Raw genomic sequence first — 15899 nt, 5'->3', positions numbered from 1 at the left:
CTCCTTTCTGCCATCATATTCATTAGGAAGGCGAATCCATTACATCATCACCACGTCAAATTGCTCCTGACTATAGAGTAGCTCAGTTTGCACTTTCACTTGTTTACCGACAAAAATTTCAACCTCTGCTAATGCATGTGATTCATCGCCTTTTAATGCTTCGGCTACTGCTGAAGAGGCGTAAACTAAGAAGCGATCTGCATCAATCGTTTTATGCACACGCACTATTTCACGTAAAATCTCATAACAAACTGTTTCAACTGATTTTACCGTACCTCGCCCTTGGCAAGTTGGGCAGTCATCACAAAGCACATGTTCAAGGCTTTCTCGCGTTCTTTTACGTGTCATTTCTACTAAGCCAAGCTGAGAGAAGCCATTAATCGTTGTTTTCACTCTATCTTTACTTAACGCTTGTTCAAGTGATGCTAATACTCTGCGTTTATGTTCATCATTATTCATATCAATAAAGTCAATAATAATGATACCGCCTAAATTACGTAACCGTAATTGACGAGCAATGGCTTGGCTTGCTTCTATATTAGTATTGAAAATCGTTTCTTCTAAATTTCGATGACCAACAAATGCCCCTGTATTGATATCAATAGTGGTCATCGCTTCAGTTTGATCGATAATCAGATAACCGCCTGATTTCAATTCAACTTTACGCTCTAAAGCCCGTTGAATTTCACTTTCTACACCATAGAGATCAAAAATAGGCTGATTCCCTTGATGCAATTCAAGTTTAGCGGTTAATTCAGGAATATATTCACCAATAAATTCCTGTAGTTGATTGTAAGTTAATTTAGAATCAACCCGTATGCTATCTAATTCAGAGCTTGCAAAATCACGTAAAATACGCTGCGCTAACGCTAATTCACCATAAATTTGAATACGGGTTTTATTTCTTTTTTTACGCTCAATGATTTTATTCCACAGGCGTTTAAGAAAAGCAGCATCTTGCTTAATTTCATGCTCACCAACGCCTTCAGCGGCAGTACGAATAATAAAACCACCATTTTCATCGCAATACTCTTCAACGAGTAGCTTTAAACGTTCACGCTCTTCTTCACTGTCAATTCGCTGAGAAACGCCGACATGAGAGGCACCCGGCATAAACACTAAATAGCGAGAAGGTAATGTAATATCGGTGGTAAGGCGAGCGCCTTTTGTTCCTAATGGATCTTTAACCACTTGTACAATTAAGTCTTGTCCTTGATGCACCAGTTGCGCAATATCACGAACATTAAATTTTTTCTGCTCTTCACCTGCAATACATTCAGTGTGAGGCATAATATCAGAAGCATGTAGAAAAGCGGCTTTATCCAGCCCGATGTCAATAAATGCAGCTTGCATCCCGGGTAATACGCGACTTACCCGACCTTTGTAGATGTTTCCGACGATACCTCGTTTTGCTTCTCTTTCGACATGAATTTCTTGAAGTATGCCGCCGCGAATATAGGCGACACGGGTTTCAGAAGGCGTCACATTCACTAATAACTCTGCTGTCATGAAATCTCCTTCTCATTAGCTAGAGACGAAAATTGAGCTATCAATGCTTCGGTTTCAACAAGAGGCAATCCGACAACAGCATGATAACTTCCCTCAATCCGTTGAACGAACCGGCCTCCTTTTCCTTGAATACCGTAAGCGCCAGCTTTATCCATTGGCTCCCCTGACTCAATATACGCGCTAATCTCACTCTCTGTCATCTCTCTAAAAGTGACGTGTGTGACAACTAATTGACTCAATGTATGTGTTCTATTAGAGATAGCAATTGCTGTCATCACTTGATGTGTTGCGCCAGAGAGTGAACGTAGAATTTGCGCAGCATGGGTTTTATCACGAGGTTTTTCAAGAATATGACCATCATAAACCACAATAGTATCAGACCCCAAAACGGGATAATCATGAGGTGCTTGTCTTACACCTTCTTGTGATTTTTCTTTTGCTAAACGAAGAACATACTCTTCTGGCTTTTCACCTTGTTGCCAAATTTCATCAATTGCTGGTGTGATAATACTAAATTCAACATCTAATAACGCGAGAAGTTCACGTCTTCTTGGTGAGCTGGAAGCAAGGTAAAGTGTGGTCACAAATAATGTCCTCATGACGGTAACGCAAAAGTGACCGCCATGATCCAATAACTTAGTGAACTAAAAACTGGTGGCGGATTTTGCGAAGTAAAAAATAAAGCCAAGGCCAAAGAATACCACTGACTGGACTATTCCAGAATACTTGAGGGTGAAAAGTCACAGGTGAAAGTAAAAATTCTGCCCAAAATACAGCAAGATCAACAACCACAACACTTAACATTACCACTAAGGCTTGTTGCCATAACGCTAAATTACAAAAAAGCTGATATTTAAAGGCGATGACATAACTCACTAAAGTATAGGCCAATGCATTGACACCCAAGGTAGTTCCTTGGACTAAATCCATAATCATACCTAAAACAAATGCGGTTCCGACACTGACTCGATGAGGGATTGCTGTTATCCAATAAATAAGAAATAGCATCGGCCAAATAGGTCGATACACGGCTAACTGTTCTGGCCACGGCATAATTTGTAAAACTAATGCGACAAGAAAAGAGAGCCAAACAACCCAACGCCCACGACTTTGATATGGATTCATCGTGTCTACCTACTTCTATTTGTATTAGCAGGTGTATTTGTTGCAGCAGGAGGAGTTGCTGGTGTCGTTGTTCTGTTAGTTTCTTCAGCCGCACTGTCTAACGGCTCTTGAGACATAGAACGAGGGAGCGGTGGCCCTGCTTGTTCATAATTAGGTAAAACTTGAGGCATCAGTTGCATTAAGCGCTCATTAGCCGCGTGATAAACCTCTGAAGGCAGAGGAGGCTCTCCCATTTTATCTGATGAATTCCATAATAAAAGCAAATAGCGTAAACGTTGTAGCTCTGCTGAAGGTCGAACATTAATCACGGAATAAGCCCGTTGGTTATCCACTTTAACTGAAGATACCACACCAACAGGATACCCTTCTGGGAAACGACCGCCCAATCCGGATGTCACTAAAACATCGCCTACACGAATATCAATATTGGCAGGTAATGCTTCTAGCAATAAATCATCCGCACAGCCCGCACCAGAAGCGATAACACGAATATCGTTACGTAAAACTTGTACAGGTAATGCATGAGAAGTGTCACATATTAATAGCACACGACTCGTAAGCTCACTTACGGCAATAACTTGTCCTACAACACCTTTATCACTAATAACAGGTTGCCCTTCATAGACGCCATCATTGGTTCCTTTATCAATCACAACTTGATCTCGATAAGGCGTACTATTACCAGACAGTACTTGCGTTACTGTCATTTGTTCATTTTGGCGCAGTGGTGAACCAAGTAATTCTCGTAAACGGGCATTCTCTTGCTTAAATTGCTCCAGTAATTGGCTTTCTCCGCTACGAACTAACAACTCTTTTCTTAACGCTTGATTCTCAAATTGTAAACGCTCACGCGTGGCAAATGTTTCTGAAATTTGATCAAGGAAACGGCGTGGGCCATTTGCAAGAAAATAGAAGGGACTAACAGCAGTATCAAGATACTGGCGGACTTTAGAAAATGCACCAATACGGTTATCAGCAATCAATAAAGAGATAGCAACAACCACGGCGATTATTAATCTTAGTTGCAGGGAAGGGCCCCGACTAAAAATTGGCTTCATAAACTCTAAGATCACTCACACGGAGAAGTAAAAGAACAGGTGTTAATATTCTAACCAAGGGGGAATCCATTCTCCCTTGTTAGAATTAATCTCAATCTTCGCTAAACAGATCGCCACCGTGCATATCGATCATTTCTAATGCTTTACCACCACCACGAGCAACACACGTCAGTGGATCTTCAGCAACAATCACAGGAATACCTGTCTCTTCCATTAATAAACGGTCTAGGTTACGTAATAATGCACCACCACCGGTCAATACCATGCCGCGCTCTGAAATATCAGAAGCTAATTCTGGCGGGCATTGTTCTAATGCAACCATAACAGCGCTAACGATACCGGTTAATGGCTCCTGCAAGGCTTCAAGAATTTCATTAGAGTTTAAAGTAAAGCTACGAGGTACACCTTCTGCAAGGTTACGACCACGAACTTCAATCTCATTGACTTCATCAGAAGGATAAGCTGAACCGATATCGTGTTTGATACGTTCTGCGGTTGCTTCACCAATCAGTGAACCGTAGTTACGACGCACATAGTTAATGATAGCTTCATCAAAGCGGTCACCACCGATACGAACAGAAGAAGAATAAACGACACCGTTTAATGAAATCACGGCAACTTCTGTTGTACCACCACCAATATCGACCACCATAGAGCCTGTTGCTTCAGAAACAGGTAAACCAGCACCGATTGCCGCAGACATAGGTTCTTCAATTAAGAACACTTCGCGAGCGCCCGCACTTAATGCGGATTCACGAATAGCTCTGCGTTCTACTTGAGTGGCTCCTACTGGTACACAAACTAATACACGAGGACTTGGACGCATAAAGCTATTGTTATGAACCTGTTTTATGAAGTGCTGAAGCATTTTTTCGGTTACATAAAAATCAGCAATCACACCGTCTTTCATTGGACGGATAGCAGCGATATTCCCAGGTGTACGCCCTAACATCTGTTTGGCTTCATGCCCTACAGCGGCAACACTTTTTGATGTGCCAGCGCGATCTTGACGAATAGCGACGACGGAGGGTTCATCGAGAACAATACCCTGCCCTTTGACATAAATAAGGGTATTGGCGGTACCCAAGTCAATAGACAAATCGTTGGAAAACATGCCACGAAATTTTTTAAACATACGAAAGGATAATCCTGCAAGCCGGGACGGAAAAATCCGTCTACTCTATCAACCACAATAAGCAGCGACAAGGCGCGATTCACTACTTAGATTAAAGTGGACACGTAAATAATCTTAAAGGCACAATATTCTACGTTACTTTTCCCAATTGGAGCAGAAAAAAACTGCATAAAAATGGGCTAATTAGAACGATTAACGCATAATTTCGATCTTACGCTGTTCATATTTGACTTATGTAACAATACAAACAACGCTCATATCAATAAAGAAAAATCTCACTTCGTTGCCAAACTGTGACTCAAAAGTCTCATTGCAAGTTCAAATAAAATTTATTCATTTGAATAAGCACCATGACTCTATTGATATTAAATGGTGTTTCACTGGCAAAGTTTGACTGAGATAACAACCCAAGTACCCACCTCGAATACTTATAAGGCAACACATTATCTTTATTTCAAGCAATAAAGAGAAATGCTAATTTTTATCCAATCGTAAACCATTAACGGTGTTATCTAATTACCAAGAGATAAAACTCAGAATAATCTCTGCACCAATAAACGTAGAACCCCCGTTTATACACTAAAAAAGAATTATTTGTCTCATTATTACAATAGATATTGTGCACAATCACGACGAGATCTAAAAAATCACCTATCATGACACAAATAGAAATCGATGAGGGGTCCAAATGAGAGCATTATTAGTAGAACAAAATGACAATAAACTCAGTGCCAACGTACAAAACATTGATGAAAAAACACTGCCTATTCATGATGTTATTGTCGATATTCATTACTCAACGCTTAACTATAAAGATGGGCTAGCAATCACAGGCAAGGGAAAAATACTGCGCCAATTTCCAATGGTGCCAGGTATCGATTTTTCGGGTGTTGTTCATCACACCGAAGATCCTCGTTTCCACATTGGTCAACATGTCTTATTAACTGGCTGGGGAGTAGGTGAAAATCACTGGGGTGGTCTTGCACAAAAAGCAGGTGTAAAAGGTGATTGGTTAACCGTTGTACCAGAAGGGCTATCTTTAAAAAATGCCATGATAATTGGGACTGCAGGTTTTACTGCCATGTTGTGTGTGATGGCATTAGAACAAGGCGGTATTACACCTGAAAGTGGTGATATTTTAGTCACTGGAGCCAGCGGTGGTGTCGGAAGCACTGCCATTAGTTTACTAACAGCATTAGGCTATCAAGTTACCGCATTAAGTGGCAGAGCGAGTAACCATGACTATTTACGCAAACTCGGCGCTAAAAATATTATCACTCGTGAAGAGTTGGAGCCTGTAGGCAGAGCTTTAGATAAACAACGCTGGGCGGGTGCAATTGATACCGTAGGTGGGCAGATCCTTGCCAATATTCTGTCACAGACAAACTATAACGGCACAGTAGCGGCTTGTGGATTAGCAGGTGGTTTCTCTTTGCCAACAACCGTTATGCCTTTTATTTTACGTAATGTTCGCTTACAAGGCGTCGATTCTGTTTATTTCCCCGCAGAAAAACGCGCTCAAGTTTGGCAACGTTTATTAAAATTACTACCAGATACGTTCTATCAGCAAGCGATGACAGAAATTACACTTGATGAAGTCCCTCGTTATGCTCAGATGATTATGGATAACCAAGTGACAGGAAGAACCTTAGTAAAACTCTAATTCACGTTTTTTATCTGCTTATTTCTGGCATTAATTCACTTTATTTAGTGCCAGAATAAGCTTCTTTGTGTGTGAAACGGTCATTTAATTGTGATACAGATCACATTTATGATATATATTGATGATTGATCTCAAAGAAGTTCAGATTTCCAGTGACATCAATAAATAACGTGGTGTTATGATCGTTTTTTAGACACTTGTTTATTTTGCTTTCTCGCGTTTACAATCTTGTAAAATCTTTTCACTTTTCATCAAAATAAACCCTTCATTCCCTGATTAGACCAGTATTTTGCTGTTATCTTCTGTGAAATGTCTATAATGTCGGACTTTGTGATATGTATCGTAGCATTGGATACAATAAAAGATGACAAAACGAAAAGCACAGGTTATTTTGTCATTTCGTTGACGAATTGACGGAGATAGAAGCATAATGTCGGAAAATTTTCATATTTTGCTCCTGAATGGTCCGAATCTAAACCTGCTTGGAACAAGAGAGCCGGAAACCTACGGACACTTAACTCTGGATGATATCGTTCAAAGTTTGTCAGCAGATGCTCAGGCATTAAATGTGAAACTCAGCCATTTTCAGTCTAACGCTGAATTTGAGCTGATAAATAAAATTCATGCGGCTCGGGGTAATGTCGATTATATATTAATCAACCCTGCGGCTTTCACGCATACCAGTGTTGCACTGCGTGATGCATTATTAGGGGTGAATATTCCATTTATTGAAATTCACCTGTCCAATGTCTACAGTCGGGAGCCTTTCCGCCACCATTCATATCTCTCTGATATCGCAACAGGCGTAATCTGTGGATTAGGTGCAGAAGGTTATCGATTTGCTTTACAGGCAGCGGTCAGCCGCTTGTCTTAATAAAAAACATCAAAAAGAGTACGGAATCAACTCATGGATATTCGTAAAATTAAAAAACTGATCGAGCTAGTCGAAGAGTCTGGCATTTCTGAACTGGAAATCTCTGAAGGTGAAGAGTCAGTACGTATTAGTCGTAACTCTGGTCTTCAGGGTCAAATGGCTCCTCAGCAATATTTTGCGGCACCAGTGGCACCTCAACCTGCATTAGCAAATGCAGTTGCGCCTGTAGCGCCAGAAACACCAGCGGCTACACCAACGCAAGAAATTAGCGGTCACGTTGTTCGTTCACCAATGGTCGGAACGTTCTACCGCTCACCAAGCCCTGAAGCTAAGAAATTTGTTGAAGTCGGTCAGCAAGTCAATGTAGGCGATACTCTGTGCATCGTTGAAGCAATGAAAATGATGAACCAGATTGAGTCTGACAAAGCGGGTGTTGTTAAATCTATCCTTTGCCAAGATGGCGACAACGTTGAGTTTGACGCTCCACTCTTTGTTATCGAATAACGAGGCAGGTCCATGCTAGAAAAAATCCTCATTGCCAACCGTGGTGAGATTGCACTGCGTATCCTAAGAGCATGTAAAGAGCTTGGGATCAAAGCAGTTGCTGTTCACTCCACGGCAGACCGTGATTTAAAACACGTTCTGCTGGCAGACGAGACTATCTGTATTGGTCCCGCTGCTTCAGCAAAAAGTTACCTAAATATCCCTGCAATTATTGCAGCGGCTGAGATCAGTGGCGCACAAGCCATTCATCCAGGATACGGTTTCCTGTCTGAAAATGCTGATTTCGCAGAGCAAGTTGAACGCTCTGGCTTTATTTTTATCGGCCCTAAAGCTGAAACCATCCGCCTAATGGGTGATAAAGTTTCTGCTATCGAAGCGATGAAAAAAGCCGGTGTTCCTTGTGTACCAGGATCAGACGGTCCTTTAGGTAACGACACTGCGAAAAATATTGAAATTGCTAAACGTATTGGCTACCCAGTTATCATCAAAGCCTCTGGTGGCGGCGGTGGACGCGGTATGCGTGTTGTTCGTGCTGAAAAAGATCTTGAACAATCCATTACAATGACGCGTGCAGAAGCAAAAGCGGCATTTAGCAACGACATGGTATACATGGAAAAATACCTTGAAAATCCGCGCCATGTGGAAATTCAAGTTATGGCTGATGGTCAAGGTAATGCAATCTATTTGGCTGAACGTGATTGCTCAATGCAACGTCGTCACCAAAAAGTTGTTGAAGAGGCACCAGCACCGGGTATTACCCCAGAGATCCGTAAAAATATCGGCGAACGCTGTGCGAACGCATGTATTGAAATCGGCTATCGTGGTGCAGGTACATTCGAATTCCTGTATGAAAATGGTGAATTCTACTTTATTGAGATGAACACCCGTATTCAGGTTGAACATCCAGTAACAGAAATGATCACTGGCATTGACTTAATCAAAGAACAGTTACGCATTGCATCTGGCTTACCTTTATCAGTAACGCAAGATCAAGTTAACGTTCATGGTCATGCAATTGAATGTCGTATCAACGCAGAAGATCCAAAAACCTTCATGCCAAGCCCGGGTACAATTACTCGGTTCCACTCACCAGGTGGATTTGGCGTACGTTGGGAATCGCATATTTACGCAGGTTATACTGTTCCACCTCACTATGATTCAATGATTGGTAAATTGATCACTTACGGTGAAACACGCGAAATCGCGATCTCTCGTATGAAAAATGCGTTGGCAGAACTTATCATTGATGGTATTAAAACCAATATTGAACTGCACCAGTTCATTATGAATGATGAGAATTTCCAAAAAGGTGGTACAAACATTCACTACCTTGAAAAACGTTTAGGTTTAGCTGAGAAATAATATTTCTCGCTTAACAAGAAAAGGCATAGTTTACGTACTATGCCTTTTTTATTGCTGATAACCCGCCATAAACAGATCCATAAAGGACAAATTAAGCGCATTTCTTAATTAAAACCTGTACTGTTTTCTTTCATATTTATATTTAAAAACAATAAGATAATCTATTTTTAATATTCCCTGATGACTTTGTGATTAATTTTCACTGAATCAATACTCACTTTCCCGTACAATCCTCCCATTCATTTTTAACCCTATTAAGATTGGGAGAACAGATGGACAAACGTTTTGTTCAGGCCCACAAAGAAGCCCTTTTGGCCCTAATTTTAACTTTTATGTATTTGTTGGGTTGGTTAATTACCGCCTATTTACCTGATAACACACTAGGCATTACTGGTTTACCTCTTTGGTTTGAGCTTTCATGCTTATTCTTACCTGTTTTGTTTTTTCTGTTGTGCTATCTGATGGTGCGCTACTTTTTCAAAGATCTGCCGTTAGGAGATGAGCATGACGATGCAAACTGAGGTCATAGTGCCACTGATTGGCTACCTTCTACTAGTCTTTCTGCTGTCGGCTTATGCTTATCGTAAGCGTGAAAAAGGCGAATTTCTTAACGAATATTTTCTTGGTAACCGCTCAATGGGTGGCTTCGTACTAGCCATGACTATCACTGCAACTTATGTCAGTGCAAGTTCCTTTATTGGCGGACCGGGGGCTGCCTATAAATACGGTATTGGTTGGGTATTACTTTCGATGATCCAACTTCCCGCTATTTGGCTCTCTTTGGGTGTTTTAGGGAAGAAATTTGCCATTTTAGCGCGCCGTTATAATGCGGTTACCTTAAACGACATGCTGTATGCTCGTTACAAAAGTCGCTTCCTCGTCTGGTTTGCCAGTTTAAGCCTGTTAGTCGCTTTTGTCGGCGCCATGACGGTGCAATTTATTGGTGGAGCGCGCTTATTAGAAACAGCAGCAGGCATTCCTTATGAATTCGGCTTGTTGATCTTTGGGATCTCCATTGCGCTGTATACTGCGATTGGTGGATTTAGAGCCAGCGTATTAAACGATGCCTTACAAGGTCTGGTGATGCTACTTGGTACATTTATTCTCCTGTTTGCCATTATCTATAAAGCAGGCGGATTAGATGTTGCGATACAAAAACTCAATACCATCGATCCTGCATTAACCTCTCCTCAAGGGGCTGATGGGATTTTAAGTGGTCCGTTTATGGCATCATTTTGGGTACTTGTCTGTTTTGGTGTGATTGGTTTGCCACATACTGCGGTGCGTTGCATTTCTTACAAAGATAGCAAAGCCATGCATAAAGGGATCATCATTGGCACAATTGTCATGTCGCTATTGATGTTTGGTATGCACTTTGCTGGCGCATTAGGTCGGGCTATCATTCCTGATCTAACGGTTCCTGATCAAGTTATTCCAACATTAATGGTTGAAGTATTACCGCCTATTGCAGCAGGCATTTTTCTTGCGGCACCTATGGCTGCCATTATGTCAACGATAAATGCGCAACTGTTACAATCATCAGCAACGTTGGTCAAAGATCTCTATCTCAATATCGCGCCGCATGCGATAACTAATGAGAAACGCATCTCTCGTTTATCGAGCCTTTCAACCTTGATTTTAGGTGTGTTACTGCTGTTTGCAGCATGGAATCCACCCTCAATGATTATTTGGCTTAACTTACTTGCTTTTGGTGGCCTACAAGCTGTTTTCTTATGGCCTTTAGTACTGGGGCTTTATTGGGAAAAAGCTAACCGTTATGGTGCTATTGCGGGCATGATCATAGGTGCCACGCTCTATGCCACCCTTGCGACATTTAATATCCAGATAGCTGGATTCCACCCCATTGTTCCGTCACTGCTATTGAGCTTAGTCGCGTTTCTTGTGGCTAATCGATTTGGAGAGCATACTCTGCCTCAATCAGCATCATTACAGTGAATTCGTTTTTAAAGAGACTAATTATGCCTTGGATACAATTAAGACTTAATGCAACCGCCGCTAATGCAGAAGCCATTGGTGATGAATTGGTTGAAAGCGGTGCCGTTTCAGTGACTTTCCAAGATAGTCACGACACCCCTATTTTTGAACCTTTACCGGGTGAAACTCGTCTTTGGGGTGATACTGATGTTATCGGTTTATATGATGCAGAAACTGACATGAAAATCGTTGTGGCGATGTTAGAAAATACGCCATTACTCGGTCGAGGCTTCCTGCACAAAGTTGAACAACTCGAAGATAAAGATTGGGAACGTGAATGGATGGATAACTTCCACCCAATGCGTTTCGGTGAGCGTTTATGGATTTGCCCAAGCTGGCGTGAAGTGCCCGATCCTAACGCTGTAAACGTCATGCTAGACCCTGGACTTGCATTTGGTACAGGTACCCACCCTACGACTTCATTGTGCCTTCAGTGGCTTGATGGCTTAGATTTAGCGGGTAAAACGGTTATCGACTTCGGTTGTGGTTCTGGCATTCTAGCTATTGCGGCATTAAAACTGGGTGCAGCAAAAGCAATTGGTATTGATATCGATCCTCAAGCCATTCAAGCAAGCCGTGATAATGCGCAGCGTAATGGCGTTTCTGACGCACTCACACTGTATCTGGCAAAAGACCAACCAGATAACCTCAAAGCCGATGTTGTTGTCGCTAATATTTTAGCTGGTCCATTGCGTGAACTTGCACCTGTTATCAGTACACTGCCGCGTCAAGGTGGACACCTAGGTCTTTCTGGTGTGTTAGCGACACAAGCAGAAGGTGTAGCCGCCGCCTATGAAGGACTATTTAACTTAGATCCTGTTGCTGAAAAAGAAGAGTGGTGTCGTATTACCGGTGTGAAAAAATAACACCGAACAAATATTAACCAAAATGAGATAGTCTCATTGAGTTAAAATTTCACTTAATTATTGTTTATCAGGCATTAATCACATTTTTGCCTGATAAACTTTACTTAGTTTCACTTGTTTATCAATTCTCTATCATCAATTTTTAATTTTTAAAAAAACACATAACATTATGTTTTTATTGATTAAATAATCAATTTACAAAAAATCAAGTGTAAAAAAGTAACTTTTTTTCGCAATTTGGTTAAACTTTGTCCTTTCATATCTGGCAAAAAATGCGTAATATACGCGCCCTTGCAGTCACAGTTTGGCCCTCTTTTCATCTATGCGAATCGGACAGTATCAGTTAAAAAATTGCCTTATCGCGGCTCCCATGGCTGGCGTTACAGACCGACCTTTTCGGTCGCTTTGCTATGATATGGGTGCGGGTATGACAGTTTCTGAAATGCTTTCTTCCAATCCTCAGGTTTGGCAGACAGACAAGTCTCGATTACGAATGGTACATAGTGATGAATTGGGGATCCGCTCCGTACAAATTGCAGGAAGTGATCCCGTTGATATGGCTGCCGCTGCGAAAATAAACGCAGATAGTGGCGCTCAAATTATCGACATTAACATGGGTTGCCCTGCAAAAAAGGTGAATAAAAAGCTAGCTGGTTCAGCACTACTTCGTCATCCCGACCTTGTCGCAGAGATCCTCTCTGCAGTGGTTAACGCGGTAGATGTTCCGGTTACTCTCAAGATCCGTACTGGCTGGTCACCTGATGAACGTAACTGTGTAGAGATTGCCAAATTGGCTGAACGTTGTGGTATTCAGGCTCTCACTATTCATGGACGCACACGCGAGTGTTTGTTCAAAGGGGAAGCCGAATACGACAGTATTCGGACAGTTAAGCAGAATGTTTCTATTCCCATTATTGCGAATGGAGACATAACAGACCCGCTAAAAGCCAGAGCAGTATTAGACTACACTGGAGCCGATGCTTTGATGATCGGTCGCGCTGCTCAGGGAAGACCCTGGATCTTTCGGGAAATCCAGCACTATCTGGACACAGGTGAACTGTTGCCCCCTCTGCCGATTGCAGAGGTGCAACAAATAATGCAAAAGCATGTGCGTGAGTTGCACGACTTTTACGGTCAAGGCAAAGGAACTCGCATTGCACGCAAGCATGTCTCTTGGTATCTCAAGGAACATGCCCCTGATGACCAGTTTCGGCGCTCCTTCAACGCCATAGAGGATGCCAGCGAACAGCTGGAGGCGTTGGAAGCATATTTCGAAAATTTTTTGCGTAAATAAATAAAAGAGCTGACAGAACTATGTTCGAACAACGCGTAAATTCAGACGTACTAACAGTTGCCACCGTAAATTCACAAGATCAGGTGACCCAAAAACCTTTACGTGACTCAGTTAAACAAGCACTGAAGAACTATTTTGCTCAATTAAATGGTCAAGATGTTAATGACTTATATGAGCTAGTATTGGCTGAAGTTGAACAGCCATTGTTGGACATGGTAATGCAGTACACCCGTGGCAACCAAACGCGTGCAGCACAAATGATGGGCATTAACCGCGGCACACTGCGTAAGAAACTGAAAAAATACGGCATGAACTGATCCTAGTCAGTTAGGTCTATTTTTATAAAAAGCCTTTTCTGGTTTTTCCAGAAAAGGCTTTTTTGTTGCCTATTTTTCACGCTTGCTCTATAACATAAATCATTAAGTTACCAAATATGGTAACATTTGAGTAAGTTACCAAATATGGTAACATTCTCTTTTGTCTTTCAATTAAATAACTGAGTAAAAGATCACTATACTCATTCTATTTCTCTCACAAAATAATAAGAGCAAGCTAATGAATAAAGACATCGTAAGTGTGATTACAGGTGATATCATAAACTCTAGAAACATCACACCTGAAAACTATGATGTTATGCTCTATACCTTGGAGCAGACGGTTCAATTACTCTCAGAACAGTTACCACTTAAATATGACAGATATCGCGGTGACTCCTTCCAACTTGTTTGCTTACACGCTTGTGATGCCATTAAAGTTGCTATCGTTATTCAATTAGCATTGAAAACGTCAGAATTAAACATCAGTGCTCGTCAAAGTATTGGTATCGGCCAAATTAATTCATTGCGTAATGATATTAGAACATCAATGGGTGAAGCCTTTATCTTATCGGGCGAAGGATTAGATAAGATGAAAAGTGAAATATTAACAATATCTACATCAGATAAAGAATTTCAAAAAAACATTACTTTAGTGACTAAATACGTAGATATACAACTTAAAGAAATAACTCGAGCACAAGCGCAAGTTTTACTTAAATATATGGTTAATGAAGATAAATCTCATTATGCTATTGCCAGTGAATTAAAAAAATCGAGAAGTAATATTACTCGATTATTGAACGCTAGCCACTACCAGTTAATAGATGAATATATTCAATACTTTAATTATTTAATTAACAAGGCTTATTGATATGTATAATTTTACGCTTCTTATTTCTCTCTATATTGCTCATATTGCTTTTGATTTTTATTTACAACCTAAAGCATGGATAGAAGCGCGAAATACTCTGCATTACAAATCTAAAGAGCTTTACTTACACTCACTACTGCACGCTGGAATAACCTTTATTATTCTAGTTTTAATGTCTGAGATAAGTTTTAGTTTTATTTTCATTTATAGTGTAATTATATTAATAACACATTATTTTTTTGATCTTGGTAAATCTTATACTGATAACTCTTTAAAATGGTTTATTACTGATCAAGCTATTCATTTATTCGTGATTACCTTTTTATGGATAATGCTTGTTGATCAAAATACTCAAATATTCCACGATCTTAGTTTTAAAAATATTAACTACAAATATCTTATTGTTATTCTTGCCTACATCATTATTTTAAAGCCTATTTCTAGCCTTATTTATATGTTACTAAAGAAATGGACACCTGTTGCAGTAGAAGGCTCTACACTTGTTTCTGCGGGTCAATCGATTGGTTATTTAGAAAGAATACTAATCTTAACTTTTATTCTTTTAAATCAATTTGCAGCAATTGGCTTTTTATTAGCAGCTAAATCAATATTTAGATTTGGTGAATTACAAAATGATCAAGATAAAAAGCTAACAGAATATGTTATGTTAGGCACACTGATTAGCTTTAGCATTTCTATCTTTATTGGACTTGCTACTTCCTATTTTGTGACTCAACTCCCCATAGGAAAATAACTCATCAAACTTCTGGGCTAAATATCATTTTTTCTGATGGAAATCCCTCGGGGAATGACTGACAACGAATTCGTTTTGATAAAACTCCCTCTAAAAACCCTGTCAGACTCTCTGCAATAAATTCTACCTCTGATCCTCTAGATGGAATAATTGCCATTGTCCAAAGCTCACTATTTTCTGATAAAACAACCCAAAAAAGCGTATCTCCATTATCCGTAACACCAATGGGTAAAAGCCCATTACATTTTGGATATAGAACAAAACGATAGTAATTAGGATCATCATTGATTAATGAGCTGAAATCTTCAAGGATCTGCTCTTTTTGCTGGAAAAAATTAAGGTACTCATTTTGGCTAAAGGGGTTAAATAACGTTATAAAATCAGCTACCTGACCTGAACCATATTGGGTGATAAACACAATATAATCTTTGGGAAAGGCATATTTGTTATCAATTAATGGCCATCTCTCTTCTTTTCCATTCTCATATATTACAGAAGGAATAGGTAGTTGCTGATTTAATGCCGTTAACATCACTATCTCACTTATTTGAGTTCTATTACGCCGTGTAATG

General features: G+C 40.3%; 17 protein-coding genes. 11 read left to right on the top strand and 6 right to left on the bottom strand.

Going from position 1 to position 15899, the window contains the following annotated elements; genetic code table 11:
- Nucleotides 1-39: 39 nt before the first annotated feature.
- From rng to mreB, 5 genes are all read right to left on the bottom strand, one after another.
- Nucleotides 40-1509 (bottom strand): ribonuclease G, encoded by a 1470-nt coding sequence (rng, locus tag QQS39_RS02710; RefSeq protein WP_151434174.1) that lies wholly within the window; start codon nt 1507-1509, stop codon nt 40-42.
- Nucleotides 1506-2093: a Maf family protein gene (locus QQS39_RS02705; protein ID WP_151434173.1), complete on the bottom strand. Its 588-nt coding sequence runs from the start codon at nt 2091-2093 to the stop codon at nt 1506-1508. Before QQS39_RS02705 ends, rng begins: the two co-directional genes overlap by 4 nt.
- A gap of 52 nt (nt 2094-2145) precedes the next feature.
- Nucleotides 2146-2634 carry a rod shape-determining protein MreD gene (mreD, locus tag QQS39_RS02700; protein ID WP_151434172.1) on the bottom strand — a complete coding sequence of 163 codons (489 nt, stop codon included), beginning with the start codon at nt 2632-2634 and terminating at the stop codon, nt 2146-2148.
- Nucleotides 2635-2639: 5 nt separating this feature from the next.
- Entirely contained in the window at nt 2640-3692 is a 1053-nt protein-coding gene (gene mreC / locus QQS39_RS02695) for a rod shape-determining protein MreC (protein WP_285805339.1), read from the bottom strand.
- Nucleotides 3693-3783: 91 nt separating this feature from the next.
- A complete protein-coding gene (mreB, locus tag QQS39_RS02690; RefSeq protein WP_023582893.1) occupies nt 3784-4827 on the bottom strand; it encodes a rod shape-determining protein MreB in 1044 nt (347 codons plus the stop codon).
- A gap of 688 nt (nt 4828-5515) precedes the next feature.
- Here mreB and acuI point away from each other — a divergent pair.
- The 11 genes from acuI to QQS39_RS02635 all read left to right on the top strand — a co-directional run bounded on the left by acuI (nt 5516) and on the right by QQS39_RS02635 (nt 15327).
- A complete protein-coding gene (acuI, locus tag QQS39_RS02685; protein WP_285805338.1) occupies nt 5516-6490 on the top strand; it encodes an acrylyl-CoA reductase (NADPH) in 975 nt (324 codons plus the stop codon).
- Nucleotides 6491-6920: 430 nt separating this feature from the next.
- Nucleotides 6921-7364 (top strand): type II 3-dehydroquinate dehydratase, encoded by a 444-nt coding sequence (gene aroQ, locus QQS39_RS02680; RefSeq protein ID WP_006535378.1) that lies wholly within the window; start codon nt 6921-6923, stop codon nt 7362-7364.
- A gap of 33 nt (nt 7365-7397) precedes the next feature.
- Entirely contained in the window at nt 7398-7868 is a 471-nt protein-coding gene (gene accB, locus QQS39_RS02675; protein WP_023582895.1) for an acetyl-CoA carboxylase biotin carboxyl carrier protein, read from the top strand.
- Nucleotides 7869-7880: 12 nt separating this feature from the next.
- The gene (gene accC, locus QQS39_RS02670; protein WP_109371980.1) at nt 7881-9230 is read left to right on the top strand and encodes an acetyl-CoA carboxylase biotin carboxylase subunit; all 1350 of its coding nucleotides are present in this window, start codon (nt 7881-7883) and stop codon (nt 9228-9230) included.
- A 272-nt stretch (nt 9231-9502) separates the two neighbouring features.
- On the top strand, nt 9503-9751 hold the full coding sequence (locus tag QQS39_RS02665; protein ID WP_151434169.1) for a YhdT family protein: 249 nt from the start codon (nt 9503-9505) through the stop codon (nt 9749-9751).
- Nucleotides 9741-11186, top strand: coding sequence for a sodium/pantothenate symporter (gene panF / locus QQS39_RS02660; RefSeq protein WP_196736161.1), 1446 nt, complete (start codon nt 9741-9743; stop codon nt 11184-11186). Before QQS39_RS02665 ends, panF begins: the two co-directional genes overlap by 11 nt.
- A 23-nt stretch (nt 11187-11209) precedes the next feature.
- Nucleotides 11210-12091, top strand: coding sequence for a 50S ribosomal protein L11 methyltransferase (gene prmA, locus QQS39_RS02655; RefSeq protein WP_151434168.1), 882 nt, complete (start codon nt 11210-11212; stop codon nt 12089-12091).
- A gap of 322 nt (nt 12092-12413) precedes the next feature.
- Nucleotides 12414-13385: a tRNA dihydrouridine synthase DusB gene (dusB, locus tag QQS39_RS02650; RefSeq protein ID WP_072063792.1), complete on the top strand. Its 972-nt coding sequence runs from the start codon at nt 12414-12416 to the stop codon at nt 13383-13385.
- Nucleotides 13386-13405: 20 nt separating this feature from the next.
- Nucleotides 13406-13702 (top strand): DNA-binding transcriptional regulator Fis, encoded by a 297-nt coding sequence (gene fis, locus QQS39_RS02645; protein WP_004245342.1) that lies wholly within the window; start codon nt 13406-13408, stop codon nt 13700-13702.
- 238 nt (nt 13703-13940) lie between these two features.
- Complete coding sequence (locus QQS39_RS02640) at nt 13941-14573, top strand: hypothetical protein (protein ID WP_285805337.1); 633 nt, start codon at nt 13941-13943, stop codon at nt 14571-14573.
- A 1-nt stretch (nt 14574) separates the two neighbouring features.
- Nucleotides 14575-15327 carry a DUF3307 domain-containing protein gene (locus tag QQS39_RS02635; RefSeq protein ID WP_285805336.1) on the top strand — a complete coding sequence of 251 codons (753 nt, stop codon included), beginning with the start codon at nt 14575-14577 and terminating at the stop codon, nt 15325-15327.
- 4 nt (nt 15328-15331) lie between these two features.
- Here QQS39_RS02635 and QQS39_RS02630 read toward each other — a convergent pair whose 3' ends face one another.
- Nucleotides 15332-15859, bottom strand: a complete 528-nt coding sequence (locus QQS39_RS02630; protein WP_285805335.1) for an SMI1/KNR4 family protein — start codon at nt 15857-15859, stop codon at nt 15332-15334.
- Nucleotides 15860-15899 lie beyond the last annotated feature (40 nt).

This window comes from Proteus appendicitidis (assembly GCF_030271835.1).
GTDB classification, from domain to species: Bacteria; Pseudomonadota; Gammaproteobacteria; order Enterobacterales; family Enterobacteriaceae; genus Proteus; species Proteus appendicitidis.
The sequence above is the reverse complement of the archived record's forward strand: the minus strand, read 5'-3'. Positions and strand labels throughout refer to the sequence as shown.

Coding starts and splice junctions, on each gene's coding strand:
- rng (WP_151434174.1), bottom strand. CDS start 1,509: ATGACAGCAGAGTTATTAGTGAATGTGACGCCTTCTGAAACCCGTGTC.
- mreD (WP_151434172.1), bottom strand. CDS start 2,634: ATGAATCCATATCAAAGTCGTGGGCGTTGGGTTGTTTGGCTCTCTTTT.
- mreC (WP_285805339.1), bottom strand. CDS start 3,692: ATGAAGCCAATTTTTAGTCGGGGCCCTTCCCTGCAACTAAGATTAATA.
- mreB (WP_023582893.1), bottom strand. CDS start 4,827: ATGTTTAAAAAATTTCGTGGCATGTTTTCCAACGATTTGTCTATTGAC.
- acuI (WP_285805338.1), top strand. CDS start 5,516: ATGAGAGCATTATTAGTAGAACAAAATGACAATAAACTCAGTGCCAAC.
- aroQ (WP_006535378.1), top strand. CDS start 6,921: ATGTCGGAAAATTTTCATATTTTGCTCCTGAATGGTCCGAATCTAAAC.
- accB (WP_023582895.1), top strand. CDS start 7,398: ATGGATATTCGTAAAATTAAAAAACTGATCGAGCTAGTCGAAGAGTCT.
- accC (WP_109371980.1), top strand. CDS start 7,881: ATGCTAGAAAAAATCCTCATTGCCAACCGTGGTGAGATTGCACTGCGT.
- QQS39_RS02665 (WP_151434169.1), top strand. CDS start 9,503: ATGGACAAACGTTTTGTTCAGGCCCACAAAGAAGCCCTTTTGGCCCTA.
- panF (WP_196736161.1), top strand. CDS start 9,741: ATGCAAACTGAGGTCATAGTGCCACTGATTGGCTACCTTCTACTAGTC.
- prmA (WP_151434168.1), top strand. CDS start 11,210: ATGCCTTGGATACAATTAAGACTTAATGCAACCGCCGCTAATGCAGAA.
- dusB (WP_072063792.1), top strand. CDS start 12,414: ATGCGAATCGGACAGTATCAGTTAAAAAATTGCCTTATCGCGGCTCCC.
- fis (WP_004245342.1), top strand. CDS start 13,406: ATGTTCGAACAACGCGTAAATTCAGACGTACTAACAGTTGCCACCGTA.
- QQS39_RS02640 (WP_285805337.1), top strand. CDS start 13,941: ATGAATAAAGACATCGTAAGTGTGATTACAGGTGATATCATAAACTCT.
- QQS39_RS02635 (WP_285805336.1), top strand. CDS start 14,575: ATGTATAATTTTACGCTTCTTATTTCTCTCTATATTGCTCATATTGCT.
- QQS39_RS02630 (WP_285805335.1), bottom strand. CDS start 15,859: ATGTTAACGGCATTAAATCAGCAACTACCTATTCCTTCTGTAATATAT.